General features: G+C 72.1%; 21 protein-coding genes. 7 read left to right on the top strand and 14 right to left on the bottom strand.

From position 1 onward, the window contains the following. Positions 1–523 precede the first annotated feature (523 nt). Entirely contained in the window at positions 524–1,744 is a 1,221-nt protein-coding gene (locus tag IE290_RS32390) for a GGDEF domain-containing protein (RefSeq protein WP_373300594.1), read from the bottom strand. Between IE290_RS32390 and IE290_RS38080 the strand changes: the two genes are divergently transcribed. Beyond that, on the top strand, positions 1,650–1,913 hold the full coding sequence (locus tag IE290_RS38080) for a hypothetical protein (protein ID WP_229874848.1): 264 nt from the start codon (positions 1,650–1,652) through the stop codon (positions 1,911–1,913). The two genes, IE290_RS32390 and IE290_RS38080, sit on opposite strands and share 95 nt — an antisense overlap. A gap of 445 nt (positions 1,914–2,358) precedes the next feature. Here the strand turns inward: IE290_RS38080 and IE290_RS32385 are convergent, their stop codons facing one another. Then, positions 2,359–3,552, bottom strand: a complete 1,194-nt coding sequence (locus IE290_RS32385; RefSeq protein ID WP_191248548.1) for an MFS transporter — start codon at positions 3,550–3,552, stop codon at positions 2,359–2,361. Between the two features lie 438 nt (positions 3,553–3,990). Here IE290_RS32385 and IE290_RS32380 point away from each other — a divergent pair, with 438 nt between their 5' ends. Beyond that, entirely contained in the window at positions 3,991–4,884 is an 894-nt protein-coding gene (locus tag IE290_RS32380) for an SDR family NAD(P)-dependent oxidoreductase (RefSeq protein ID WP_191248520.1), read from the top strand. Between the two features lie 4 nt (positions 4,885–4,888). Here IE290_RS32380 and IE290_RS32375 read toward each other — a convergent pair whose 3' ends face one another. Continuing rightward, a complete protein-coding gene (locus IE290_RS32375) occupies positions 4,889–6,676 on the bottom strand; it encodes an AMP-dependent synthetase/ligase (protein ID WP_191248547.1) in 1,788 nt (595 codons plus the stop codon). A gap of 132 nt (positions 6,677–6,808) precedes the next feature. Here IE290_RS32375 and IE290_RS32370 point away from each other — a divergent pair, with 132 nt between their 5' ends. Next, a complete protein-coding gene (locus IE290_RS32370; RefSeq protein WP_191248519.1) occupies positions 6,809–7,969 on the top strand; it encodes a kynureninase in 1,161 nt (386 codons plus the stop codon). Positions 7,970–8,321: 352 nt separating this feature from the next. On the opposite strand, the gene IE290_RS32365 is transcribed toward IE290_RS32370, so the two are convergent. The 5 genes from IE290_RS32365 to IE290_RS32345 all read right to left on the bottom strand — a co-directional run bounded on the left by IE290_RS32365 (position 8,322) and on the right by IE290_RS32345 (position 13,060). Continuing rightward, complete coding sequence (locus IE290_RS32365; protein WP_191248518.1) at positions 8,322–8,942, bottom strand: 4a-hydroxytetrahydrobiopterin dehydratase family protein; 621 nt, start codon at positions 8,940–8,942, stop codon at positions 8,322–8,324. 137 nt (positions 8,943–9,079) lie between these two features. Further along, positions 9,080–9,766, bottom strand: a complete 687-nt coding sequence (locus IE290_RS32360) for a response regulator (RefSeq protein WP_191248517.1) — start codon at positions 9,764–9,766, stop codon at positions 9,080–9,082. Next, positions 9,763–11,268 carry a GAF domain-containing sensor histidine kinase gene (locus IE290_RS38440; protein WP_191248546.1) on the bottom strand — a complete coding sequence of 502 codons (1,506 nt, stop codon included), beginning with the start codon at positions 11,266–11,268 and terminating at the stop codon, positions 9,763–9,765. The genes IE290_RS32360 and IE290_RS38440 overlap by 4 nt, the downstream gene beginning before the upstream one ends. A 19-nt stretch (positions 11,269–11,287) precedes the next feature. Beyond that, entirely contained in the window at positions 11,288–11,701 is a 414-nt protein-coding gene (locus IE290_RS32350; protein ID WP_229874841.1) for a pyridoxamine 5'-phosphate oxidase family protein, read from the bottom strand. A 540-nt stretch (positions 11,702–12,241) separates the two neighbouring features. Next, positions 12,242–13,060: an inositol monophosphatase family protein gene (locus tag IE290_RS32345; protein WP_191248516.1), complete on the bottom strand. Its 819-nt coding sequence runs from the start codon at positions 13,058–13,060 to the stop codon at positions 12,242–12,244. A 57-nt stretch (positions 13,061–13,117) separates the two neighbouring features. On the opposite strand from IE290_RS32345, the gene IE290_RS32340 reads away from it, so the two are divergent. Next, entirely contained in the window at positions 13,118–13,621 is a 504-nt protein-coding gene (locus tag IE290_RS32340) for an FBP domain-containing protein (protein ID WP_191248515.1), read from the top strand. A 59-nt stretch (positions 13,622–13,680) separates the two neighbouring features. On the opposite strand, the gene IE290_RS32335 is transcribed toward IE290_RS32340, so the two are convergent. Further along, entirely contained in the window at positions 13,681–16,272 is a 2,592-nt protein-coding gene (locus IE290_RS32335; RefSeq protein WP_191248514.1) for a bifunctional FO biosynthesis protein CofGH, read from the bottom strand. Between the two features lie 147 nt (positions 16,273–16,419). Between IE290_RS32335 and IE290_RS32330 the strand changes: the two genes are divergently transcribed. Continuing rightward, complete coding sequence (locus IE290_RS32330; RefSeq protein WP_191248513.1) at positions 16,420–18,006, top strand: IS1634 family transposase; 1,587 nt, start codon at positions 16,420–16,422, stop codon at positions 18,004–18,006. Positions 18,007–18,024: 18 nt separating this feature from the next. On the opposite strand, the gene IE290_RS32325 is transcribed toward IE290_RS32330, so the two are convergent. Next, positions 18,025–19,602, bottom strand: a complete 1,578-nt coding sequence (locus IE290_RS32325) for a RecQ family ATP-dependent DNA helicase (protein ID WP_191248512.1) — start codon at positions 19,600–19,602, stop codon at positions 18,025–18,027. Between the two features lie 50 nt (positions 19,603–19,652). On the opposite strand from IE290_RS32325, the gene IE290_RS32320 reads away from it, so the two are divergent. Further along, a complete protein-coding gene (locus IE290_RS32320; protein WP_191248511.1) occupies positions 19,653–20,180 on the top strand; it encodes an NUDIX hydrolase in 528 nt (175 codons plus the stop codon). A 16-nt stretch (positions 20,181–20,196) separates the two neighbouring features. On the opposite strand, the gene IE290_RS32315 is transcribed toward IE290_RS32320, so the two are convergent. The 4 genes from IE290_RS32315 to IE290_RS32300 are packed head-to-tail and all read right to left on the bottom strand — an operon-like array spanning position 20,197 to position 23,772. Beyond that, on the bottom strand, positions 20,197–20,523 hold the full coding sequence (locus IE290_RS32315; RefSeq protein WP_191248510.1) for a DUF8129 domain-containing protein: 327 nt from the start codon (positions 20,521–20,523) through the stop codon (positions 20,197–20,199). Positions 20,524–20,565: 42 nt separating this feature from the next. Further along, on the bottom strand, positions 20,566–22,092 hold the full coding sequence (locus tag IE290_RS32310) for a glycoside hydrolase family 13 protein (protein ID WP_191248509.1): 1,527 nt from the start codon (positions 22,090–22,092) through the stop codon (positions 20,566–20,568). Beyond that, the gene (locus tag IE290_RS32305; protein ID WP_191248508.1) at positions 22,089–22,529 is read right to left on the bottom strand and encodes a hypothetical protein; all 441 of its coding nucleotides are present in this window, start codon (positions 22,527–22,529) and stop codon (positions 22,089–22,091) included. The genes IE290_RS32310 and IE290_RS32305 overlap by 4 nt, the downstream gene beginning before the upstream one ends. A 37-nt stretch (positions 22,530–22,566) precedes the next feature. Further along, complete coding sequence (locus IE290_RS32300) at positions 22,567–23,772, bottom strand: site-2 protease family protein (protein ID WP_191248507.1); 1,206 nt, start codon at positions 23,770–23,772, stop codon at positions 22,567–22,569. Between the two features lie 148 nt (positions 23,773–23,920). On the opposite strand from IE290_RS32300, the gene IE290_RS32295 reads away from it, so the two are divergent. Continuing rightward, a complete protein-coding gene (locus IE290_RS32295; RefSeq protein WP_191248506.1) occupies positions 23,921–24,310 on the top strand; it encodes a hypothetical protein in 390 nt (129 codons plus the stop codon). Positions 24,311–24,589 lie beyond the last annotated feature (279 nt).

Below are 24,589 nucleotides of genomic sequence, written 5' to 3'. Positions count from 1 at the left end.
CGCCGGGAGGTGTGGGGCGTGGGTCGGGGCCGGGAGGTGTGGGTGTCCGCGGGCACCGGGGTGGCGTGTGCGGGGTGGGGTGTGCCGGCGGGTGGCTGGGGTGGGTGCTGGCAGGTGGAGGGGTCGGGAGGTGCGGGTGCGAGCGGGCGTCGGGAGGTGCGGGTGCGCGGGGTGGGTGGTAAGTGGGGGCGCGAGTGGGACTGTCGGGGACGTCCGTGCTGGCAGGCGCGGGTGCGGCGCAGGTGTGCGCGCGGGGGCGCCGGGGGCTGGGGGTGTGCGGATGGGCCGTTCGTGGGCGCGCGAGTGGGACTCTCGGTGGCGTGTGAATGGGCACGTCGCGGCGTTGTCGGGTGGTGCGAGGCCCGAGTGCGCCGGCGTGTCCGGAATGGGTGATGCGGCGTTTCTTCCGCCGACGGGATGTGTCTTTCGGGCGGGCGCTAGGGAGACTGTTAGATCGGTGTGAAGATGGGCGATTCCCCGCCATTCGGCTCCGCGGGAATCCCCGATGCGAAAAGGGCACCCGTCAGTGGGCGATGTGCTTGACCTCGCGCGACGGGGCCGCATCCTGCGGGGCGCGCGCTATCCGCACCTGGTTCCGCCCGCCCTCCTTCGCCTCGTAGACCGCCGCGTCCGCGGCCTGCATCAGCGTGGGCAGGGTGTCGCCGTGGTCGGGGAACACCGCGACGCCTATCGACGCCGTCCGGTCCGACACCAGTGTCTGGTCGCCGCGCTTGTTGGTCGTCCTGATCCGCAGTCCGGCCACCGCCGAGCGGATGCGCTCCCCGGCGACCGTCGCCGCCGCCTGGTCCGTGTCCGGCAGCAGCACCAGGAACTCCTCGCCGCCGAAGCGGCCCACCACGTCGCTCGGGCGGGTCACCTCGTCCAGCAGTTGCGCCAGGTTCCGCAGCACGTCGTCACCCGCGGGGTGGCCGAACGTGTCGTTGATCCACTTGAAGTGGTCCAGGTCGATCATCAGGATCGCCAGCGGATCGGCCGCCTTCGTGGCGCGCGTCAGCGCCCGCTCGGCCGACTCCGTCCACCCGCGCATGTTCGCGACCTGCGTCTTCGGGTCCGTGCGCACGTCGGCCTGCAGCTGCTCGATCTCGGCGAGCCGGTTGAAGACCACCGTCACCACGGCCATGATCGCCACCGTCGGCGGCATGATCACCAGCAGGATCGCCGTCACCGCGCCGAGGCCGATCGTGATCGCCTCCAGCACGTTGTCCGCCGGGCTGCCCAGCACCGTCCGCGCGCTCGCCTTCTCCGGCGCGGCCAGCGCGATCACCGACCCGATGTAGAGGATCTGCACGCCCTCGTAGATCAGCCCGGCCACGAGCATCCAGCCGAACTCGACCAATGACCCCGCGATGTCCAGCGAACCCCAGTCGTGCGGACCCAGCTCCACGTACACCTGGTGGGCCAGCGTCGCCGCCAGCATGTGGGCCACCGTGGAGTACACGAAGTTGTGCGCCGGCCGCCGCGCGACGAACCAGCGCTGCACCCGCACCAGACCGACGACCAGGATCGTCAACGGCACCGGAAGAATAATCGCGGCCGGCACGACCCAGACCGCGGTCAGGTCGATCAGGACCCGTCCACCCGCATTTCGCCGACGTTCTTCCTGGCGCCGGGTCAGTTGAATGTGCGCCGTGGCGCCCACGGTGAGAATCGCGAACCGCAGCCAATCGAGACCGCTCGGCGCGCTCGCGTTCACGAATGCGACGACGAGCCACGCGACCGCAATCAGTTCGGCGACGAGCAGGAAAGCGATGAATCGCTTCGGGCGGCGCCACAATGCCCAATTCCGCGGCAGCATGGCGCGGCGCGTACTCGACGCATCACGCTTTGTGTTCGGCTCGGCCCTCCCGGGCGCGGCCTGGCGGGGTACCGAATTGCGCTCGTCGATGGGCTGAACGCCCTCCCTGGGGTCCGGATCGCCGTGGAGTGTAGGCGATCGCCGACGCGCGTGGTGCGGAGGCATCGGCTCACCTTCCCTCGACATCGCGTACCGCAGCCGGGTAACTTTGCTGTGCCCGGAACGACGCCGGGTACTTTCCATCAACAGGTATCATCTCACCGCACGCGATGCGCCGCGTACCTCCGCCACGAGCGGGTGTGCGAACGCAACGCGTCCCGGCCACAGGCACCGAATGGAGGTGTTCCTCGTGTCTGACCGCGACTTCTGATCCTCCGCTGTGAATAGCGTTCGTTTCCGTTCCCGTGGGAGAGGTGTTCGTCGTGCGCGACCGCGACTTCTGAGGTGCCGTCGATTTGTGTTTGTTTCCGCCGGAAAAACGTGAGGTGAATCGTCGTGCGCGACCGTGACTTCTGATCTTCCGAATGCAGCAACCGCTGCCGTCAGTCGGTGCGGGCCGCATCGCTGTCCGTGCCCAGCACTCGCCGCCACGCCATCGCCAGCGGCACGCCGAGGACCACCCCGGCCGCGCCCGCGATCATGATGGCCGTGGTCGCCGCACCGGACCACTGCGCGAGCACGCCGCCGAGCGCGACCCCGACGCCCTGCGCGACCCGCAGGCCGGTCCGGTACAGGCCGCCCGCTCCGCCACGAAGCTCGTTGGGCACCCACGTGATGAACGTGGCCCCGACGGTGATGATGTACGCGCCCGCCGCACCGGCGAGGGCGAGGACGACCAGGGCGAGGACGAGGCCGGGCTGCAGCCCGAACGCGAGCAGCAGTGCCGTCGGGACAACGGCGAGGACGCCGACCGTCCGGCGGCGCGCCGAGGCCGAGACGTAGCGGGACAGGACGAACACGCCCAGCGCGAACCCCAGCGGGTCCGCCGCCAGCAGCCACCCCACGGCCTGGTCGGGCGCGCCGATCTCGCGCGCCAGCGGGGCGGCCAGGCCTGCCGGCACCATGGCCAGGCCGACCAGCCAGGACAGGCCGAGCAGCACGCGCAGCCTGCGCTGCTTCGCGACCCAGTTGATGGCGCCGAACCACGAGCCGTCGCCGTCGCCGGCCGCGGGCCGCGGGCGCACCCAGTGGTGCAGGGCCAGCGCGCTGATCGCGAACGTCAGCGCGTCCAGGGCCAGCGCGAGCGACGGGCCGGCGGCGGTGACGATCACGCCGCCCAGTGCGAGCCCGGCCAGCATCGTGGTGTTGGTGGTGATGCCGCGGATGTCCTGGCTGCGCAGGTACAGCTCGTCGTCGGTGAAGATCTCGCGGGTCAGCGCGTTCTGGGCCGCGTTGGACGGCGCGCCGGCCAGCCGCGCGAGCATGACCAGCACGCACAGCCACACCACCGACATGCCGGGGATCGCCATGACGGCGATGAACACCGCCTGCAGCGCGGCCGTGACCACGAGGATGGTGCGGCGCGGGTAGCGGTCGGCCAGCTGGGCCAGCCCGAGCCCGCCGGCCAGCGCGGGCAGGAAGGTGAGGGCGTAGGCGACCGCGGACCACAGTGCCGAGCCGGTGCGGTGGTAGACGGTGAGGGCCAGCGCCACCGTGGTCAGCTGGTCGCCGAGCACCGACTGGGCCTCGGCCAGCCACACGGTGCGGAACTCGCGGTTGGCGAGCGCCGCACCCATGGATGGGCGAGTCGTGGTCTTCACACCTCTCCCCACTTCCCCCTCGTCGGCCGGTTGCCTGCGCTCACTGACTCTGTCGCTGCCGGCCCGGTTCCTGTGACGCCAGTCACCCAAGTGACACATTCCGCAACAATCAGTATGCCGCTCACTACAGGCAGGCGAACAGTCACCGCGCGACGGTATCGCCTCAATGGGCCCATACGGTGGTAGACCTTCTAACCTTCGGATTACGACGAACGGTGGAAGTTTTCGTCCCGCTGACCCGGCGGTGCGGTCAGTCCGGCCGATCAGCCGTCACTCGTTCAGCGCAGTGAGCGGACCGTTCGTCGGTGCGCGCCCACCGCCGGGCGCTCCGGGCGCGAAGACTGGACTCACAGGCCAGGGAGGCAGCCGAGGACGGGCTGGCGCTCGGGGACTGGCCGGTGGGGAGAAGAACCGATGAACATGCTGATGCAGGACCGGGCGGTGGTGGTGACCGGCGCCGGCCGGGGTCTCGGCGAGGCGTTCGCCGTGCACCTGGCGCAGGCCGGCGCCGCGGTCGTGGTCAACGACGTCGACGCCGACCTGGCCGAACGCACCGCGGCCAACATCCGCGAGCACGGCGGGCGGGCGGTGGCCAGCGGGCACACCGTCACCGACCCGGCGCAGGCCCAGGCCATCGTCGACCTGTGCGTGTCCGAGTTCGGCGCGATCGACGGCCTGGTGAACAACGCCGGGCTGAACTACGAGGCGCTGCCCTGGGAGGAGGACTTCGACGAGGTCCGGGAGCTGGTCGAGGTCAACGTCCTGGGCGTGATGTACACCGGGATCGCGGCGGTGAAGGCCATGGTCGCGGCCGGCCGCGGCGGGTCGATCGTGAACATCTCCTCGGGCGCTTCGCTCGGCCAGCGCAAGCTCGGCGTGTACGCGGCGAGCAAAGGAGCTGTGGCGTCGCTCACGTATTCGTGGGCACTGGATTTGGAAGATTCCGGCATCCGGGTGAACGCTGTCTGCCCGTTGGCGCACACCCGGATGGTCTGGAAGTCGGAGCGATCGCTGCGCAACTGTCCCCCCGATCGGACGCCGTCCCGGATCGCGCCCGTCGTGCTGTTCCTGCTGAGCGACGCGGCGGAGGGCATCACCGGGCAGCTGGTGCGCTGCAACGGGCCGCAGCTGCACATCGTCGGCCAGCCCTACCTGAAGGCGCCGATCCTGGAGCGGCAGAACTGGGACACCGACACGGTCCGGCAGGCGTTCGACGAGGTGTTCAGCGCTCACCTGGAGCCGTACGGCCTGGAGAAGCGTGTTCCACCGCGCTTGCGCAAGTGGACCACGCCCCTCCGATCGGCCTGACGGACTACTGGTCGGCGGTGTAGAGAGCGGCGATGTCGTCGGCGTAGCGGTCGTTGATGATCCGGCGCTTGAGCTTGAGCGTCGGGGTGACCTCGCCGCTCTCCGGCGTCCACGGCTTGGCCAGCACCTGGTACTTCTTGATCTGCTCGACGCGCGACAGCCGCGCGTTGGCCGCTTCCACCGCGCGCTGGATCTCCTCACGCACGGCTGGGTGCTCGGCCAGCACGACCGGGTCGCTGCCCTGGATGCCCTGCTGCGCGGCCCACGCGGGCAGGAACTCGTCGTCGACCACGATCAGCGCCGTCACGTACGGCTTGTCGTTGCCGATCGCCACCGCCTGGCCGATCAGCGGGTGCTCCTTGAGCAGCCCCTCGATGCGGGTCGGCGCGATGTTCTTGCCGCCCGAGGTGATGATCAGTTCCTTCTTGCGGTCGGTGATCGTGACGAAGCCGTCGGAGTCGATCGTGCCGATGTCGCCGGTGTGGAACCAGCCGTCGTCGTCCAGCGCGGAGGCGATCGTCCCGTCCTCCTGCAGGTAGCCCATGAACACCAGCGGGCCGCGCACCAGCAGCTCGCCGTCGGCGTCGACCTTGATCTCGGTGTCGGCCAGCGCCCGCCCGACCGTGCCGGCGCGGAACGCCTTCGCCGAGTTCGAGGTGATCGCGCCGGAGGTCTCCGACAGCCCCCACACCTCGTGGATCTCCACGCCGAGCCCGGCGAGGAAGTACAGCACCTCGACCGGCAGCGCGGCCGCGCCGCTGGAGCAGAAGTGCAGCTTGTCGAACCCGAGAAGCGCGCGCACCGGGGCGAGCACGGTCCGGTCGGTCTCCGCGATCTTCGCGGCCAGGTCCGGCGGCACCTCCTGGCCGGCGTTGCGCAGCTTGTAGCCCTGCTGCAGCAGCTCGTTGGCCTGCAGCAGCGCGGTGCGACGGTCCTCCGGCAGGTTCGGCAGCATCGCCTTGAGCCCGGCGGCGATCTTCTCCCACACCCGCGGCACGCCGAAGAAACCCTGCGGGTGGACGCGGCCCAGCGCGCCGGCGACCTGCGTCGGATCGGCCAGCGTGTGCACGTGACCGGCGTAGACGATCGGCATGTAGATCGAGATCTCCCGCTCGGCGATGTGCGCGAGCGGCAGGTACGCGATGTTCGTCGGGTGCAGCGGCGTCTCGTGCAGCGCGTGCACGGCGTAGGCCTCGAAGATGACGTTGTGGTGGGACAGCACCACGCCCTTCGGGTCGCCGGTGGTGCCCGAGGTGTAGATCATCGCGATCGGGTCCTCGGGGCGGATGTCCGCCCAGCCGTCCTCGAAGACCCGCGGGTCGGCGGCGTGCAGTTCGGCGCCCCGCGCGCGGAGCTCGGCGAGGCTGACGAACCGCTCGTCACCGGCGGGCACGGCCTCGGCGTCGATCATCACGATCCGGCGCAGCGCGGGCAGTTCGTGCAGGACCTGCTGCCAGCGCTTGAGCTCGTCCATGCCCTGCAGCACGACGACCGGGGTGGCGCTGTGCCGGGCGACGTAGGAAATCTGCTCGGGGCTCAGCGTCGCGTACGCCGTGCACGAGATGGCGCCGAGGTGCGTGGCGGCGAGGTCGGCGATCAGGTGGTCCGGCGTGCTCGGTGCCATGATCAGCATCCGCTCGCCGCGGCGCAGACCCAGGTCGGCCAGGCCGCGGGAGACCGCCGCGATCTCGTCGCGGAACGCGGACCAGGTGAGCGTCGGGCGGTCCGGGTCGTCCAGCGACGTGAGCGCCGGCAGGTCGCCGTACTCCGCGGCGTTGCGGCGGAGGAGCATGGGAATGGTCAAGCCCTCGGCCTGCTCAGCGACGGACGGTTGGCTGGTCAACTGCGACCTCCTCGTGATCAGCTGGCGGAGACACCACTGTATGTGACCGCCGACACAGACCGATAGAGAGAAAGGGACACGATGTCGCTGCGAGACGAAGCGGCCGAACTCGACGCGATGGACCCGCTGGCCGGCAAGCGCGCGGAGTTCGATCTCGACCCGGAAGTGTCCTATCTGGACGGGAATTCACTGGGCGCGCCGCCGCGCGGGGTCGCGCCGCGGATGGCCGAGGTGATCGGCGAACAGTGGGGCGGACGGCTGATCCGGTCGTGGGACGAGGGCTGGTGGGACGCGCCGGAGCGGATCGGCGACCGCATCGCGCCACTGATCGGCGCCGCGCCGGGCCAGGTGGTGGTCGGCGATTCCACGACGGTGAACCTGTTCAAGGCGGTCGTCGCGGCGGCGCGGCTGAACCCGGGGCGCCCGGAGATCCTGGTCGACGCGGGCACGTTCCCCACCGACGGCTACATCGCCGAGAGCGCGGCGCGCATGACCGGTCACTCCGTGCGGCGGGTGCCGGTCGGCGCGCTGGCGAGCGAAGCGGGTTCGCGGACGGCCGTGGTGCTGGTCAACCACGTCGACTACGTGACCGGGGAGCTGCACGACCTGCCGGGGATCACCGCGGCGCTGCACGCGGCCGGGGCGGTCGTGGTGTGGGACCTGTGCCATTCGGTGGGGGCGGTGCCGGTGCCGCTGGACGACGCGGGGGTCGACCTCGCCGTCGGGTGCACGTACAAGTTCCTCAACGGGGGCCCGGGAGCGCCGGCTTTCCTCTACGTGGCGCGGAAGTGGCTCGAGGACTTCGACCAGCCGCTGACCGGGTGGGCCGGGCACGCCGATCCGTTCGGGATGACCCCGGGGTACGCCGGCCGCGCCGGGATCAGCCGCGGCCGGACCGGGACGCCGGACATCCTTTCGATGCTGGCGCTGGACGCGGCGCTGGACGTGTGGCGTGACGTGACGATCGACCAGGTGCGCGCGAAGGGGCTCGCGCTGGGGGAGTTCTTCTTGCGGTGCCTGGACGAGCTGGTACCCGGGGCGCGGGTGGTCACGCCGGCTTCGCGGGGGAACCAGATCTCGGTCGCGTGGCCGGACGCCAAGGCGGCGATGGGGAAGCTGATCGCGCGCGGGGTGATCGGGGACTTCCGGCCGCCCGAGGTGCTGCGGTTCGGACTGGCCGGGTTGTACGTGCGGTACGCCGATGTGTTGCGGGCGGCGGAGGAGCTGCGCGCGCTGGGGTAGGTGGGGCGGGCCCGGCCTGGTCGGGGCTTTTGCGGCTTGCGGCGGTGCGCGAGGTGTCCAGTCGTGCGGCATTGAACTGTCCGTTCAACGGCCGGCGGTGGGTGGGGTGGTTGTGCCGTTGCGGTGGAGCTGCGTGGGCTGGGGTATGTGGGCTGCGCCGGGCCGGGCCTGGTCGGGGCTTTTGCGGCTGGCGGTGGTTCGCGAGGTGTCCAGTCGTGCGGCATTGAACTGTCCGTTCAACGGTCCACGGCGTGCGGTGGGGTGGGGCGGCTGCACCGCTGCGGAGGAGCGGCGCGCGGGGAGGTGGGGCGTGCGTCGCTGCGGGAGAGCGGCGTGCGGTGGGGCGGCCGTCCTAGTCCCGGCCCTGCCACGTCGTGATGCAGGCTTCGTTGCCCTCGGCGTCGGCCAGGACCCAGAACGCCGGGGCCGCCTCGCCGGAGCGCAGCACGCCTCCCGCGGCCAGCGCGGCCCGGATGCGGTCCGGGGCCTCGTCGTGGGGGACGGACACGTCGAGGTGGATGCGGTTGCGCTGGGGACGCGGCGCGTCCATCCGCTGGAACCAGATCGCCGGGCCCTGGCCGCGCGGATCGATCAGCTCAGGCGGGTTCGGCCCGTCGGCGTAGTCCAGCACCGCTCGCCAGAACGGCACGATCGCCTCGGCGTCCAGCGCGTCGATCGCGATCTCCAGCCGCTGCGTGTCCCGCGGCCGCGGTGTGTACCCGAGTTCCCGCACCAGCTCGGAGATGCGCCGCGCGAGGTCGATCTCACCCGCCGTCACCGGCCGCAACACCAATCGCACCGTGCCCGGGCGGATGTCCACCTCCGCGTGGTCCGCGATCGCGAGCACCCGCCGCGCCAGCGTGCCCGCCTCCCGCGCCGAGGGCACCGCCACCGACGTGCACAGGCTCGACAACACGTACCGCCATCCGGCGTCGTGCACCGCTTCGGAGATCTCCGACCCGGTGAGTCCCATCCGGCGCAACCTACCCCCACCGTCCACAGCAGACAATAGTTGACCGGAGCAGCGGGAGGGGTGGGAGGCCGCTGCTCCGGCCGGTTATCTCAGCTCGCGGCGACCGACGCGACCGAGAATCTTCTGTTGTGACCTCTTCACCTTCGCCGATCACGCAAGCCCCGAACAGGGTCCAATGGCCCTGTTTGCGGACCGGAGATGTCACGCCGTCGGGTGGCGTACACCGCCGCTTCCGTGCGCCGTTCGAAGCCGAGCTTGTGCAGCACCGAGGACACGTAGTTCTTGACCGTCTTCTCGGCCAGGTGCAGCTGCTCCCCGATCTGCCGGTTGGTCAGACCATCCGCGATCAGCCCCAGCACCCGCCGCTCCTGCGGGCTGAGCTGCGCGTACCCGGGTTCGTCCCCGCGCATCCGGTGCAGCACCTTGGCGGTCAGCTCCGGATCCAGCAGCGACCCGCCCGCCGCGACCCGCCGGACCGCGTCCACCAGGTTCATCCCGGACACCTGTTTGAGCAGGTAACCCGCGGACCCGGCCATGATCGCCCCGGTCAGGGCCTCGTCGTCGGAGTACGAGGTCAGCATCAGGCACGCCGGCGCGGGTTCCACCGAGGACCGGACCTCCCGGCACACGCCGATCCCCTCGCCGTCTGGCAGGCGCACGTCGAGGATCGCCACATCCGGTGTCAGCGCGGGGATGCGGCGCAGCGCGTCGGCGACGGTGCCGGCCTCGCCGACCACGCGGATGTCGCCTTCGGACTCCAGCACGGTGCGCAACCCGGTCCGCACCAGTTCGTGGTCGTCGAGCAGGAACACCGAGATCGTCATCGCAGCCCTCCCGCGCCGTTCAGCTCGGCCGTCCACACGAGTGTCGTCCCGCGTTCGCCGCCGCGCCCGACGGAGCAGCGGCCCCGCCACCGCGCCGCGCGTTCGTCCAGGTTGACCAGCCCGCTGCGCCGTCCGGGCTCGTCCGGGATGCCGACACCGTCGTCGGTGACGGTCAGCGTCAGCGAGTGGCCCGACGCGTCCACCGCCACCTCGACCGACACCGTGCGCGCCCGGGCGTGCCGGGCGACGTTCGACAACGCCTCCCGCACCGTCGCGGACAGATCGGCCCGCACCGGCGGCGGCACGGCGGTGTCCACCGGCCCGGTGAACCCCAGCCGGGGCGCGAACCCCAGCGTGGGCGTGCAGTCCCGGGCCAACCGCAGCAGCTCCGCGCGCAGCCCCTCCGCGGTCTCCGCGGGCTGGGTCAGGGAGAAGATGCTGTTGCGGATCTCCCGGATCGTGCGGTCCAGCTCGTGCACGAAGCCGGTCAGCCGCTCCGCGACCTCGGGCTGCGTGACCAGCGGCCGCAGCCCCTCCAGCCCAAGGCCGGTCGCGAACAGCCGCTGGATGACCAGGTCGTGCAGGTCGCGGGCGATGCGGTCGCGTTCGGTGAACACGGCCAGCCGCTGCCGGTCCTCCTCGGCGCGGGCGAACTCCATGGCCAGGGCGGCGTGACCGGCGAACGTGCGGGCCAGGCCGACCTCGTCGTCGGTGAACGGCGCGGCTTCGCCGAACTTGGCGACCAGCAGCACGCCGAGGGTCTCGCCACCGACGATCAGCGGCACGGCGACCGCTGAGTCCAGCTCGGTGACCTGGTCGGGCAGCTGGACGTTGACCTTGGCCTGCTCCTTGGCTACGTAGCGGCCGTAGTTGCGCACCACGACGGCCTCGCCGGTGCGGAACGCCTCGCCGCTCGCGGTGCCCTCGACCGGCACCGTCAGGCCGGCCAGGCCCGGTGGGACGTGCTCGCCCGCGGCGACCACCTCGAACACCAGGGTGCCCGGGTCGTCCTCGCGTGGGACGGCGACCGCGGCGGCGGTGGCGCCGGCGACGACCCTGGCGTGTTCGGCGATCAAGCGCAGCGTGCGCTGCGGGTCTTCGCCGGTCAGCAGGGCCGCGGTGACCTCGTGCGACGCCTCCAGCCAGCGCTCGCGGCTGCGGGTCCGCTCGTAGAGGGTGGCGTTGTCGATGGCCATCCCGGCCGCGGCGACCAGCGTGACCACGGCTTCCCGGTCGCTGCCGGTGAAGCCACCCTCCTTGCGCAGCCGCAGCTCGCCGAACCGGCCGCCGCGGGCGTGCAGCGGCATGGTCAGCGGCGCGCCGGGCGCGGCCGGATCGCCGGACCACACGGGGGCGGCGTCGGGCACCTGGATGACGGCGTGCGCGGCGCCGGTGAGGTCGCGTGCGCTGGTGACGATCTTGGTCAGGATCTCGGGCAGGCTGAGGTCCGCCGCGACCCCGACGACGGCCTCGACAAGTCCGCGTGCGCCCGGTCCGATCACCACTGCCCTTCCGGCAGCTCTACCCCGCGAGCCGCCGTCCCGAGACTACTTCCAGCGGGATCCGGATCCAACGGTCGTCGGTGGTGCTCGCTGGCCACGCGCGGGCGCGCTCGCGGGTGGCGCGGGCCCGGCCGAGGACCGTCACCCACCAGCCGTGCTCCAGTTCCGGGTCGAAGGCGTCGGCCTCGAACGCGACGACGCCGTCGTGCGCCGCGGCGAACAACGGGCTGGCGGCGGGGGTGCCGAAGTTGACGGCGTCGTCGGCCAGCACGAACCGCACCGGCTGGACGGCGGGCAGGCCGCGCGCGGTGAAGACGACGCGCCCGATCCCGGCGGTGGCGAGCAGCTCCAGGCACTGATCCCGCCCCAGCACTTCCAGTCCGAACGGATCGAGCATCGAAGCGACCGATCTCTCGCGCGCGGGGAACGTCACGGCCCCACGATCACCCGGGGCGCCCGGGGTCGGTAGGGCCATTGGACCCGGTCGGGTGCGGGAGGGCGCGGGGCCGGCGGGTGGCGCCCGGGCGGAGGGGAGTGGCCGGTTGGCTGGTGGTCCTGGGGCAGTGGTGAGCGGGAGCGGCTGAGGGGTGGCCGGGCCGGCCGGTGGGTCTGGGGTGGTGGTGCGTTGGGGCGGTGGGGAGGTGGGCGGTCCCAGGGGCGAATGCGGCTGTGTCGGTTGGGCGCTGGGCCGGCCGGCCGGCGGGCCTGGGACGGTGGTGCGCGGAGGCCGCCGCGAGGGTGAGCGGCCCCGGAGGGCGAAAGCGGCTGTGCCGGTCGGGCGGCGGCGTGGCCGAGGGGCGGCCGGCCGGCGGGCCTGGGGCGGTGGTGCGCCGAGGCAGCCGGCGAGGGTGAGCGGCCCCGAGCGCGAAAGCAGCGGCGTGGCCGGTGGGCCGCCGGGCGGGGTGGCAGTCCATCGGCCACGGTGGTCGCGCGGTGGCGGCCGCTGAGGTGCGGGTGGCCTCGCCGCGTCGGGTCAGCCGAGGACCGTGGCGGCCAGCTCGTCGGCCAGGGCGCGGCTCGCGGCGGCGATGCCGGACCAGCGGCGCGTCAGGTCGATGTCGATCTCCAGCGGGCGGCCGTGCACGTCGATCACCGCGCCGCCGGCCGCGGGCACCGTGACCATCGCCGTCGCGAGGTCGACCAGGCGGTGGGTGTCCGAGCCCGGGTCGCAGAACGCGTCGACCGACCCCTCGGCCACCAGCGCGCACTCCAGGACCGTGGTGGACAGGATCCGCACGCGCTGCGCCCGGTCGGCCACGCGCATCCACGCCTCGGCATTGCGCCGGTGCGGGCGGAGCAGGTTCACGGTCGCGCCGTCGAGGCTCGTGCGGCCGGTGGTGCGGAACGGGGCCGGCTCGCCGGCGCGGGCGTGCCAGGCGCGGCCGGTGTCGAGCCACACGGTGAGCGCCTCGGTGGCCTGCCCGTCGACCGCGACCGTGCCGCCGAAGCAGCTCAGCGGGACGCCGTTGGCGGCGTTGTTGGAGCCGTCGACCGGATCGACGACGAGCGTCACCGCGGAACCGTGGTCGACGAAGCCGACCTCCTCGCTGAGCAGGTTGACCCGGTGGCGGTTCGCTTCCTCGGCGATCGCGGCCTCGACGATCTCGTCCACGCGCATCGTCGGGGTGCCGTCCGCGCCGTCGGCGACCTTCTCGGCCAGTTCGGCGCGGGTGTGGCGGCGGCGGGCGTCCCCGTAGGCGGCGCTGGCGGCGCGGGCCATCGCGGCGAGTGCGGGGTGGACGTCGCCGGGCAGTTCCGGGGCGGGCACCGGCCACGCGATCTTCGTGCTCATCGTCGTCGATCCTAATTGACTTGCCCGGCGGCGGCGGTGCGACGGATCATTCCGGCCGTGCAACCCCTCGACGAAACCAGCATTCGCAAGTCGTTCATCAACTGTTCGAAGGGGGAGGCGCAACGGTTGTCCCTGCCGGCGGGACTGGCCGGACTGGACTGGTCCGAAGTGGACTTCCTCGGCTGGCGTGATCCGAAGGCCGCCCAGAACGCCTATCTCGTGGCGCCCTACGGGGGGAATGTGGTGGGTGTCGCATTGCGGGCGGCGGCCAAGCACCGCAGCTCGCTGAAGTCGTCGCTGTGCGCGTTCTGCGGAACCATCCACGCGGCGACGGACGTGTCGCTGTTCGCGGCGCGCCGGGTCGGCGCGGCGGGGAAACAGGGCAACACCGTCGGGACCTACGCGTGCGCCGACCTGGCGTGCGGGCTGTACCTGAGGGGCAAACGCCGCCCGGCGGTGCACAACCCGGTGGACCGGGCACCGCTCGAGCAGCGGGTGGAGCGGATGCTCGCCAACCTCGCGCGTTTCCTGGACGAGGTGACGACGGACAACCTGAGCTGACGCAGCGGCCAAGACGCCGCCGGGAGGGGTGGAACGCCCGCCCCCAGCGGCGTCTTCTCTCAGCTGACGATCGGCAGCGACAGTGGTCGCCGGACGGCCTGGGCCACTCCGTCGGAGGCCAGGGCCGCCGCCACGCGCTCCGGGGACGGGCGGCCGTACGTCGTGGTGCGCTGGACCAGCGGGCGGCCGATCGGGGCGACCATCGCCTCCAGTTCGCTGATCGTCTTGTACGAGCCGTTGTCCGCGCCCGCCATGCGGCTGATCGTCTCCTCCATCAGCGTCCCGCCGAGGTCGTTCACCCCGCCGTTCAGCACGTCCCGGCAGGTGTCCTCACCCAGCTTCACCCACGAGCACTGGATGTTGTCGATCAACCCGTGCAGCAGGATCCGCGCCAGCGCGTGGACCGCCCGGTTCTCCCGCTTCGTCGGGCCCGGGCGGGACAGCCCGGCCAGGTAGATGGGCGCGTTCTGGTGGATGAACGGCAGCAGCACGAACTCGGTGAACCCGCGCCGCCCGGTCTTCTCCAGCGCCCGCCGCTGCAGGTCGGCGATCAGCTTGATGTGCCCGACCCAGTGCGCGGGCGTGTCGACGTGCCCGTACATCATCGTCGACGTCGTCGGGATGCCCAGCTCGTGCGCCGTGGACACCACCTCGATCCAGCTCGACGTCGGCAGCTTGCCCTTCGTGAGCACCCACCGCACGTCGTCGTCCAGGATCTCGGCCGCCGTGCCCGGCAGCGAGTCCACACCGGACTCGTGCGCGCGGGTCAGCCAGTCGCGAATGGAAAGGTTCGTCCGGGACGCGCCGTTGACGACCTCCATCGGGCTGTAGGAGTGCAGGTGGATGTCCGGCTGCCGGCGCTTCACCTCGGCCGCCAGGTCGAAGTACGCAGTGCCGGGCATGTCCGGGTGGATGCCGCCCTGCATGCAGATCTCCGTCGCCCCGGCCTCCCACGCCTGGTCGACCCGGTCCCCGACCTGCGACAGCGACAGCGTGTAGGCGTCGGCGTCCGTGCGCCGCTGGGCGAACGCGCAGAACCGGCAGCCGGTGTAACAGACGTTGGTGAAGTTGATGTTCCGCGTGACCACGAACGTCACGTCGTCACCGTTGACGTCCCGGCGCAACCCGTCGGCCAGCGACGCCAGCGCTTCCAGCTCCGCGCCGTTGGCGTGCAACAACGCGAGAGCGTCCGCATCGGACAGTCCGGCCGGGTCGCGTTCCGCGCGGCGCAAGGCTTCCGCGATGTCGGTGTCCATCCGGCGCGGCGCGGTGGGAACCTGCGAAGCGAGTTCCCGCCAGTCGCCGTACACCGAATCGAAGTCGCTGCGCCGGTCCTCGGTGCGGCCGGTGGTGTCGACCTCGACGTGCAGGTCCGTGCGCCCGGTGCCGGCCTGGTCCTGCCAGCCGCCGTCCGGCTCCTGCCACGGGCGGCCCTCCAGCACCGCGTCCTCGCGCGCCAGGCCGGTCTTCGGGTCGGCCAGCGCGGCGACGTGCCCGGCGACGCGCGGGTCCAGCCACGGCTCACCGGCGAGCAGGTACTCGGGGTAGATCGTGAGCCGCTCGCGCAGCGTGTAACCGGCCTTCTCGGTCTGCCGGGCCAGCTCGTCGATCTGCGGCCAGGCGCGCTCGGGGTTGACGTGGTCGGGTGTGAGCGGCGAAACCCCGCCCCAGTCGTCGATCCCCGCGCGCACCATGAGGTCGTACTGGCTGCCGATCAGGTTCGGCGGCGCCTGGATGCGCATCTTCGGGCCGAACACGAGCCGCGCGACGGCGATCGTCGCGGCCAGCTCCTGCAGGTCGGCGTCCGGGGTCGCGCGCATCTTGGTGTCCGGCTTGGCGCGGAAGTTCTGCACGATGACTTCCTGGATGCCGCCGTACTGGCGCGCCACCTTGCGGATCGCGAACAGCGAGTCCGCGCGCTCTTCGTAGTTCTCGCCGATGCCGATCAAGATGCCGGTGGTGAACGGCACGGACGTCCGGCCGGCGTCCTCCAGCACCCGCAGCCGCACGGCCGGGTCCTTGTCCGGCGAGCCGTAGTGCGGGCCGCCGCGCTCGCTCCACAGCCGGGTCGCGGTGGTCTCCAGCATCATGCCCATCGACGGCGCGACCGGCTTGAGGCGCTGCAGGTCCTGCCAGCTCATGACGCCGGGGTTGAGGTGCGGCAGCAGACCGGTCTGCTCCAGCACCAGGATCGCCATCGCGCGCACGTAGGACAGCGTGTCGTCGTAGCCGTGCGCGTCCAGCCACTCGCGGGCCTGCTTCCAGCGGTCCTCGGGGCGGTCGCCGAGGGTGAACAGTGCTTCCTTGCAGCCCATCGCCGCGCCCTGCCGGGCGATCTCCAGCACCTCGTCCGGCGACAGGAACGGGGCGTCCAGTTTGCCCGGAACCGTTGCGAAAGTGCAGTATCCGCAGCGGTCGCGGCACAGCCGGGTGAGTGGGATGAACACCTTGCGGCTGTAGGTGATGACGCCTTCGCGGCCGGCTTCGGCCAGTCCGGCGTCGCGGATGCGGGAGGCGTGCTCGGACAGCGTTTCGAGGTCTTCGTCGCGCGCGTGCAACAGCACGGTCGCCTCGGTGATGTCGAGGGTCTTGCCGTCGCGGGCGCGAGCCAGCGCGCGGCGCATCGCGGAGGCGGTGGGAGCGGATGCCATACCGGAAACGCTAGGACCGCCCTGGTCGGCGGTGCCAGGACCAGACCGCGCAAGATCGGCCACACCCGGTGGTGGCACCCCTGTTTCCGCTGCTCACCGTGGCCGTGGTCATTGCGCCGGGGGACGGGCAGGCGTATTACCTAAAGTGTGACTTCGGTGATCGGCAAGCGGGTCGGCGGCAGGACCTACTACTACCTCGCGCACACCGGGCGGGTGAACGGCTCGCCGCGGATCACCTCGCAGCGTTATCTCGGCACCGCCGAAGACATCGCCGCAGCTCTGGACGGCGCGGCCGGTTCACCCGACGGTACGCGGCATCTGGCGTTCGGTGACGTCGCCGCCGTGTGGTCCACCCTGGAGCGGCTCCAGGTGCGGTCGGCCATCGACGCGGTGCTCGGATCGCGCAAGGCGAAAGTTTCGATCGGGACGTACTTCGCGTTGTCCGTCCTGCACCGCGCGACCGCGCCGGGCACGGATCTGGCGCAGTGGTGGGCGGAGAGCGCGGCGAGCCGGTTCGTGCGGCCGCGCATCGCGGCGGCCGCGGTGCGCGACGACGAGTTCTGGCGCGCGACGCGGCGGTTGACGCGGCCGCAGCTGGAGCGGATCGAGGAGGCGGTGTCGGCGCGGGTGCGGGAACACCTCGGCGAGCCGATCCTGCTCGCGGTGGACGTGCCGAACTTCGCGACCTACGCCGAATCGGAGACCGCGGCGGCGTCCCCGGTCGGGCTGAGCACAGTGGTCACGCGGGACGGCGCGATCCCGCTCGCGTCGGCGGTGTACGCGCGGGAGGGTGCGGTGCCGTTCGGGGTCGCGGCGGACCGGCTCGCGTCGCGCGTGGCCGGTCCGGTGACGCTGGTGTTCGAGACCGGCCAGCACGCGCAACTCGATCTCGACGACGGCAGGCACTTCGTCGGCGCGTTGCCGCTGGGGGACTACCCCGAGCTGCTGACGCGGCCGGCGTCGGCGCGGCGGTCGGTCGACCCGGACCGCTTCGCCGGCGTGACGGCGCTGGACACGCACGCGGTGGTGTCCGGCGTGACGCGGCGCGTGGTGCTTACGCACTCGGCGAAGCTCCACGCGGCGCAGGCGCGTGGGTTCGCGCAGGCGCTGAGCAGCGCGACGCGCCAGCTCGACGGCCTGGCGCTGGCGCTGGCGGCGGGCACCAACCGGCGGCCCCGCGAACAGGTGCTGACGGAGATCGCGCGGATCACGCGGGTGCGGTGGGTCGACCGCGTGCTGTCCACGCGGCTCACCGGGACGCGCCCGGCCGAGCTGCGGCTCGAGTGGCGGGTCGACGAGAACGCCCGCTCGCGCCTGGACGAGGACTACTTCGGCAAGCAGCTGCTGGTGACCGACCACGACTGGCCGGTCGCCGACGTCATCACCGCCTACCGCGCGCGCTACCACCTGGACTCGACGTTCCGGCAGCTCAACGGCCCGTTCGTGGCGGCTTCCGCGCCGCGGCGGCACTGGACCGAGCACCGGATCGCGGTGCACTCGCTGGTCAGCGTGCTGGCGACGGCGGTGACGCACGTGATGCGGCAGGAGGCCGACCGGGCCGGGCTGGACCTGTCCGTGCGCGAGCTGCTGGACCTGCTGTCGCGCATCGGCGAGACGGTGCTGCGCTACCCGTCGACCGGCGGCCGCCCCCGCACCCGAAGGCTGCTGACCTGCCGGGACGCGGTGCAGCAGAAGCTGTTCGACCTGTTCGGGCTGGACGCCTACGCGCCCTGAACGCAGAACTCGCGGGCGTCACTCCTCGGTGAGCAGGTTCCGTTCGCGCACCGCGGGCAGGGACAGCGAGCGGTAGCCGGCCTCGTCGAACAGCACCGTGACCTTGTCGGCCTCCCGGCGGACGACCTGGCCTGCGCCCCACTCCGCGTGGCGGACCGGGGTGCCCGGCTGGAACTCGCCGTCGGACGGGGCCTGCTCCGCGGCCGTACCCGCGTCGCAGGTGTCGCAGAAGCCGCACGGCTCGTCCAGCACCTCGCCGAAGTAGCCGAGCAGGAACTGGCGGCGGCACGCGGACGTCTCGGCGTACTCGCGCATCACCTCGACGCGGGACCGGTCCAGCTTCCTGCGCTGCTCGGCCACTTCGGCGGCGCGTTCGGTGTCCTGCGCAGGATCGGTGCCGGTGTACCGGAAGCCCTCGCCGGTGTCCTCGACCAACCCGGCCTGGTCGAGCAGGTTCAGGGTGTTCATCACGCGGCGGTGCGACAGGTCCAGGTCGTGCGGGTCGTCGTGGTCGTGCAGCGCCTCCGCGACCTCGCGGGTGCCCTCGTCGTCGAAGGGGCGCGCGGTGAGGAACTTCTGCAGGCCCAGGTCCTCGGGCCGGTAGAACAGGAGCGCGTCGGCCCGCTCGCCGTCCCGTCCCGCGCGGCCGATCTGCTGGTAGTAGGAGTCCACCGACTCCGGCACCGACGCGTGCACCACGAACCGCACGTTCGGCTTGTCGATGCCCATGCCGAACGCCGAGGTCGCCACCACCACGCCGGCCCGGTCGGCGAGGAAGTCCTCGTGCACGCGTTTGCGGTCGGCCGCCGTCATCCCCGCGTGGAAGGCCACCGCGCCCAGTTCGTCGGCGTAGCGTTCGCTGTCCTTGCGGGTCGCGGCGTAGACGAGACCGGGTTTCGGGGCGTCGCGCACCCAGCGCAGGAGGGCGGCCCGCTTGTCCTCCTCGGTGGTGGCGCGGTGCACCGCGAGGTAGAGGTTCGGCCGGTCGAACCCGGACACCACACGCACCGGATCGCGCAGGCCGAGGTGGGAGACGATGTCGTCGCGCACCGGCCCGCCCGCGGTCGCGGTCAGGGCCAGCACGCGCGGGTGCCCGAGCCGCTCGATGACCTGCCCGAGGCGGAGGTAGTCGGGGCGGAAGTCGTGGCCCCAGGCCGAGACGCAGTGCGCCTCGTCGACGACGAACAGGCTCGGCCGGATCTCGTCCAGCTGCTCCAGCACTTCGTCCTTGGCCAGCTGTTCCGGCGCGAGGAACAGGTACTCGGCGTCGCCGTGGGTGACCGCGTCCCAGGCCTTGGTCGTGGTGCGGGCGGGCTGAGCGGAGTTGACCGCCACCGCGTCCGGGGCGTCGCTGTCCTCGATCTGCCCGACCTGGTCGCGCTGCAGCGCGGTCAGCGGCGACACGACGAGCGTCGGCCCGTCCAGCAGCAGCGCGGGGATCTGGTAGATCGCGGACTTGCCGGAGCCGGTGGGCATGACGGCGAGCACGTCCCGGCCGTCGAGCAGGCCCTCCATCGCGGTGAGCTGGTCGTCGCGCAGTTCGGCCCAGCCGAAGGTGTCCCGCGCGGTGCGGCGGAGTTCGTCGTGTCTGGACACCGGCGGGGTGTTCCCGCATCCGTGGGGCGGAAACGTCGTAGGCTGCGGGCATGCTGGAGGGATACACGGCGCGGGACGACGTCGAGAACGCTGATCTCACGCGGATCGGGGAGCTGCTGGCGAGCGCGCCGGACCCGTTCGCGCGAGAGATTCCGTTGCACGTCACGGGTTCTGCGGTGATCGTCCACCCGCCGACGCGCCGGGTGCTGCTGCGCTGGCACGAGCGTCAGCAGGCGTGGCTGCAGGTCGGCGGGCACGGCGATCCGGGGGAGACGGACCCGCTGGACATCGCGCTGCGCGAGGGGCGGGAGGAAACCGGGCTGGCGGATCTGCGCCCGTGGCCGACGGCGGACCTGCTGCACGCGGTGATCGTCCCGGTGCCGGCGAAGGGCGCCGAGCCCGCGCACGAGCACGCGGACCTGCGGTACGTGCTGGCGGCCGGGCAGCCGGAAGCGGCGCGGCCGGAAAAGCCGGACGCGCCGCTGAAGTGGCTCTCGCTGGACGACGCGATCGAGGCCGTGACGGAGGCCAACGTGCGCGAGACGCTGCGCCGCGTGCGCGAGCGGCTGACTGCCTGACCTGCGTGCGCGTGGCTCAGCGGCGCCCGCGGTGCGAGGTTTGGTCCGCGACCCCGTGCCGCAGCGGTGTGGTGGGCTCGGCCGCCGTCTGCCGGCTCGCGGGGGAGCCGCCGGCGTGGCCGGTCACCTCGGGGATTTCGGTGTGCTCGCCGTGCGAGGGCTCGGCGCCCTCGTGCAGCTGGCGCTTGCGGACGCGGAACAGCTCCAGCACCGGCAGCCGGTTGGCGTGCTTGAGCTCGTAGGCCATCAGCTGGTCGAGCTGCTCCTCGTCGAGCGACCGGATCCGGTGCTGCAGCGAGGCCAGGGGCAGCTCGTCGTATTCGGGCAGCGGTAGTTCGGACATGTGCCCAGGCCTACCCCGGCCGCGGCCGGGCAAACGCCGCGCCTAGACCGACAGCCACACCGCGGAGTCGGGGGCGAGGTCCTCGCCCGGTTCGCCGCTGGCGAGCAGGATCTTCCGGTGCGGCGGGAGCGCCACGGGCAGCGAGCCGAGGTTGACCACGCACAGCACCCCCGGCTCGCGGCGGAAGGCCAGCACGTCCGGCGCACTGTCCAACCACGACAGTTCCCCGTCGCCGAAGGCGGGGTGCTCCTTGCGGATCCGCAGCGCGTCCCGGTACAGGCACAGCACCGACGCCGGATCGTTCTCCTGCGCGGCCACGGTTTTCGCCGCCCAGTGCGCCGGTTGCGGCAGCCACGGCGTGCCGGTGGAGAACCCGAACGGCGGCTCCGCGCCGGACCACGGCAGCGGCACCCGGCACCCGTCGCGGCCGCGTTTGGTGCGCCCGGACCGTTCCCACGTCGGGTCCTGCAGCACCTCCTCCGGCAGGTCCTCGACCTCCTCCAGCCCCAGCTCCTCGCCCTGGTACAGGTACGCCCCGCCGGGCAGCGCGAGCATCAGCAACAGCGCCGCCCGCGCCCGCGGCAGCCCGCCGCCGTACCGCGTGACGTGCCGTTTCACGTCGTGGTTGGACAACACCCAGGTCGCCGGCGCGCCCACCTCCGCGAGCGCGCCGATGCTGGAATCGATCACCGACCGCAACCGGGCCGCGTCCCACGGGCAGCGCAGGAAGTCGAAGTTGAACGCCGTGTGCAGCTCGTCCGGCCGCACGTACCGGGCCAGCCGCCGCGGGCTGTCCACCCACGCCTCGGCCACGAAGATCCGGTCGTCGCCGTAGTGGCGGGCCAGCTCCCGCCAGGACCGGAAGATCTCGTGCACCTCCGGCCGGTCCCAGTGCGGGTGGTCGCTGCGGTCCGGCGGTTCGACCAGGCCCTCGTGGTCCAGGCCGAGATCGGGCAGCGCCGGGTCCTTGATCAGGCCGTGTGCGACGTCGATGCGGAACCCGTCCACCCCGCGGTCGAGCCAGAACCGCAGGACGTCCAGGAACTCCGCGCGCACCTGCGGGTGGTCCCAGTTCAGGTCCGGTTGCGACGCGTCGAACAGGTGCAGGTACCACTGGCCGTCGTCGACCTGGCTCCACGCCGAGCCGCCGAAGACGCTGCGCCAGTCGTTGGGCTCGTCGCGGAAGACGTACCGCTCCCGCTCGGGGGAACCGCGCCCGGCGGCCACCGCGGCCCGGAACCACGGGTGCGCCGAGCTGGTGTGGTTGGGCACGACGTCGACGATGATCCGCAACCCGTGCCGGTGCGCCTCACCGATCAGCGCCTCGGCGTCGGCGAGCGTGCCGAACACCGGGTCGATGTCGCGGTAGTCGGCCACGTCGTAGCCGCCGTCGGCCATCGGGGACGGGTACCACGGCGTGATCCACAGCGCGTCCACACCGAGACCGGCCAGGTAGGGGAGTTTCGCGCGGATGCCGGCCAGGTCCCCGACGCCGTCGCCGTTCCCGTCGGCGAAGCTGCGGATGTAGACCTGGTAGATGACGGCGTCGCGCCACCACGCGCCGCTCACGTGCGCGGCAGGTCGTGGGCCCAGGACACCAGGTGGATCAGCGCGTCGATCTGCCCGCACGGATCCGGGTCCCCGGCGATGAACTCCAGCTGCGCGTCCAGCCCGTCGCTGTCGTGGTTGAGCTCGGCGAGGACGGCGCGCAGCACGGCCCGCAGCGGTGGCTGGAGGTCGTCGATCGGCACGCCCTCGTCGCCCTCGTCGGACAGCACGACGGTGAACAGATCCGCCCCGCCCGGTGCCGCGCGCGCCCGCACCTCGCGGGCGATCACGGTGACCAGCTCCGCGCACAGCGGCCGGAGCAGGGCCGCCTCGGGTGCGTCGCGGCCGATCATCCTGGGCAGCGCGCGGGACACCGCGGTCAGATCGTGCCTGCCGAGATCGTCCACGAGACGGCCGGCCAGGCGCCGGACGTCCCGCTGGGTGTGTTCGTGGCTCATCGCGGACCGGGATTCCCGTGCGCGCGGGTGCCGAAACTCACGGCCAGCGTTGGGTGGCCGGGCGGCCCAGCGGCGGGCTGGACGGGCTTCGCGCGACAGTCACGTCCGCGCCGCCGTGCCAGTCCACGCCGAGACCGCGGAGCGTGACCGCGCGGCTGATGTCCGACGGCGACACGATCCCGACGAGCCGGTCGGCGTCGAACACCAGCGCCCGGCCGTCGGCGCACCCGGACATCCGGGGCAGCAGCGCGAGCAGCGGTTCGTCCGGGGTGGCACGCGGGATTTCCGTTGGCGGGCAGGCGATTTCCCCGAGCAGGGTGTTGGGCCGCTGCTCCGGCGGCACCGCCCGCATGCGGGTCAGCGTGACCAGCCCGGCGAACCGGCCGACCGGGTCGACGAGCGGATACGCCGAATGCTGGCGCAGCAAGGCGTTGTCACGGAGGAAGGTCGCCACGGTGGTGGCGGCGGGCGCGGTGGCCGGGCGCATCGTCATCACGTCGCGCACCCGCATGGCGGCCAGGCTGGTGCCGAGTTCGGCGTCGCGTTCCTCGGCCAGCGCGAGGTGGACGATGAACAGGCCGACCAGCAACGGCCACACGCCGAGCCCGATCGGCCCGCGCAGCAGGGTGAGCACCCCGAACGCACACACGACGAAGCCGAGGACGCGGGCGGCGCGGGCGCTGCCGAGTGTGGCGCGGTGCCGGTCGCTCCACGCGCCCCACAGGATCGAGCGCAGCACGCGGCCGCCGTCCAGCGGCGCCACCGGGATCAGGTTGAACACGCCCAGAACCAGGTTGAGCACCGCGAGGTAGCCGAGCACCGCGCCGGACAGCGAGTTGCCCATCGGGGAGGTCATCCAGGTGGCGAAGCCGAAGATCGCCGCGAGCAGCAGGCTCATCAGCGGCCCGGCGAACGCGACGCGGAACTCCACCCCGGCTGATCGCGGTTCGCCGCGCAGCCGCGTGACCCCGCCGAGCAGCCACAGGGTCACCTCGCGGACCTCGAGGCCGGAGCGGCGGGCGACGAGGGCGTGCGGGAGTTCGTGCGCGCACAGCGACAGCACGAACAGCGCCGCGGTGATCACGCTCGCCACGATGTAGGCGAACACCCCTTGCCCGGGCGCGAGCGGCGCCCACTGCGTGACCGACAACGCGACGACCAGCACCCCGGCCATGCCGAAGACGCTCCAATGCAGACCCACCCGGATGCCTTCGAACCGGCCCAGCCACACGGTCGACGCCATCGCACCTCTCCCCTCTCGTCGGAACCCCCGGGAAACACCTACCCGCACCGAACCGTTACTGAACGTTTCGGCCGACACCGGTTTGGTTTCGGTGGTGAACGGGAAGGCTGAAGCACTACGACCGGCGTCAGACAGGGGACCGGCGAACATGGACGTGTCACGGAACAGTGAGGTGACGGCCAGCTGCGGCGGGCTGGCGGAACAGGCCCAGCTGGCGACGCGTGGGCTGTACCACCGCGCCTCCGGTGTCGGCGGCGACACCGGGATCGACGGGGCCGCGGAGATCTACCAGGTGCTCGGATCACTGAAGTTGTTGTCGCAGAACGTCGCCCGGAGCCTGCCCGAACTGGGCACCTGGCTGGAACGGCAGCTGTGGCTGGGAAATCTGGACGTGCCCGGTGATCAGGGCGGTTACGAAACGCTGATCACCTCGGTCTTCGACGCGACGGCCGCGCTGGCCAGGGCGCAGGAGATCACGGTGCGGCTGTGCCAGGAGCTGGCCACTGCCCAGGCCGCCGCGAAGGAGCTTTCGTATTGACCCCGCGCACGGCGCGGCGGACTTCTCCCGCCGGCACGCGGAGATCACCCAGCGGCTGATCGTCCACCGCCACCCGGATTCGGGAGGGGCCTACGGCTGCCGAGGAGCAGGCAACTCAGGCAGAGGCGTATGCGCCCGGCAATTGGTACAAACCAGCAGGGTCGCCAACGGCTCGTCGGCTTCATCGACGAGCTTGGCGATCCGCAGCGCGGAGTAACCGCATTCTTCGCACGGCACCGGGGGTGCGGCGCGGTCCGGGGCGATCAGAATCCGGGTTGC

The organism is Amycolatopsis deserti (genome assembly GCF_014653945.1).
Lineage (GTDB): Bacteria > Actinomycetota > Actinomycetes > Mycobacteriales > Pseudonocardiaceae > Amycolatopsis_E > Amycolatopsis_E deserti.
Note: the sequence above shows the minus strand (reverse complement) of the source record. Positions and strands in the feature narration are given on the sequence as shown.

What these genes read in the sequence shown, in the direction of transcription:
- IE290_RS32385 (WP_191248548.1), bottom strand. Translation starts at nt 3,552, where the DNA reads ATGGGTGCGGCGCTCGCCAACCGCGAGTTCCGCACCGTGTGGCTGGCC.
- IE290_RS32380 (WP_191248520.1), top strand. Translation starts at nt 3,991, where the DNA reads ATGAACATGCTGATGCAGGACCGGGCGGTGGTGGTGACCGGCGCCGGC.
- IE290_RS32375 (WP_191248547.1), bottom strand. Translation starts at nt 6,676, where the DNA reads ATGCTCCTCCGCCGCAACGCCGCGGAGTACGGCGACCTGCCGGCGCTC.
- IE290_RS32370 (WP_191248519.1), top strand. Translation starts at nt 6,809, where the DNA reads ATGTCGCTGCGAGACGAAGCGGCCGAACTCGACGCGATGGACCCGCTG.
- IE290_RS32365 (WP_191248518.1), bottom strand. Translation starts at nt 8,942, where the DNA reads ATGGGACTCACCGGGTCGGAGATCTCCGAAGCGGTGCACGACGCCGGA.
- IE290_RS32360 (WP_191248517.1), bottom strand. Translation starts at nt 9,766, where the DNA reads ATGACGATCTCGGTGTTCCTGCTCGACGACCACGAACTGGTGCGGACC.
- IE290_RS32345 (WP_191248516.1), bottom strand. Translation starts at nt 13,060, where the DNA reads ATGAGCACGAAGATCGCGTGGCCGGTGCCCGCCCCGGAACTGCCCGGC.
- IE290_RS32335 (WP_191248514.1), bottom strand. Translation starts at nt 16,272, where the DNA reads ATGGCATCCGCTCCCACCGCCTCCGCGATGCGCCGCGCGCTGGCTCGC.
- IE290_RS32320 (WP_191248511.1), top strand. Translation starts at nt 19,653, where the DNA reads ATGCTGGAGGGATACACGGCGCGGGACGACGTCGAGAACGCTGATCTC.
- IE290_RS32315 (WP_191248510.1), bottom strand. Translation starts at nt 20,523, where the DNA reads ATGTCCGAACTACCGCTGCCCGAATACGACGAGCTGCCCCTGGCCTCG.
- IE290_RS32305 (WP_191248508.1), bottom strand. Translation starts at nt 22,529, where the DNA reads ATGAGCCACGAACACACCCAGCGGGACGTCCGGCGCCTGGCCGGCCGT.
- IE290_RS32300 (WP_191248507.1), bottom strand. Translation starts at nt 23,772, where the DNA reads ATGGCGTCGACCGTGTGGCTGGGCCGGTTCGAAGGCATCCGGGTGGGT.
- IE290_RS32295 (WP_191248506.1), top strand. Translation starts at nt 23,921, where the DNA reads ATGGACGTGTCACGGAACAGTGAGGTGACGGCCAGCTGCGGCGGGCTG.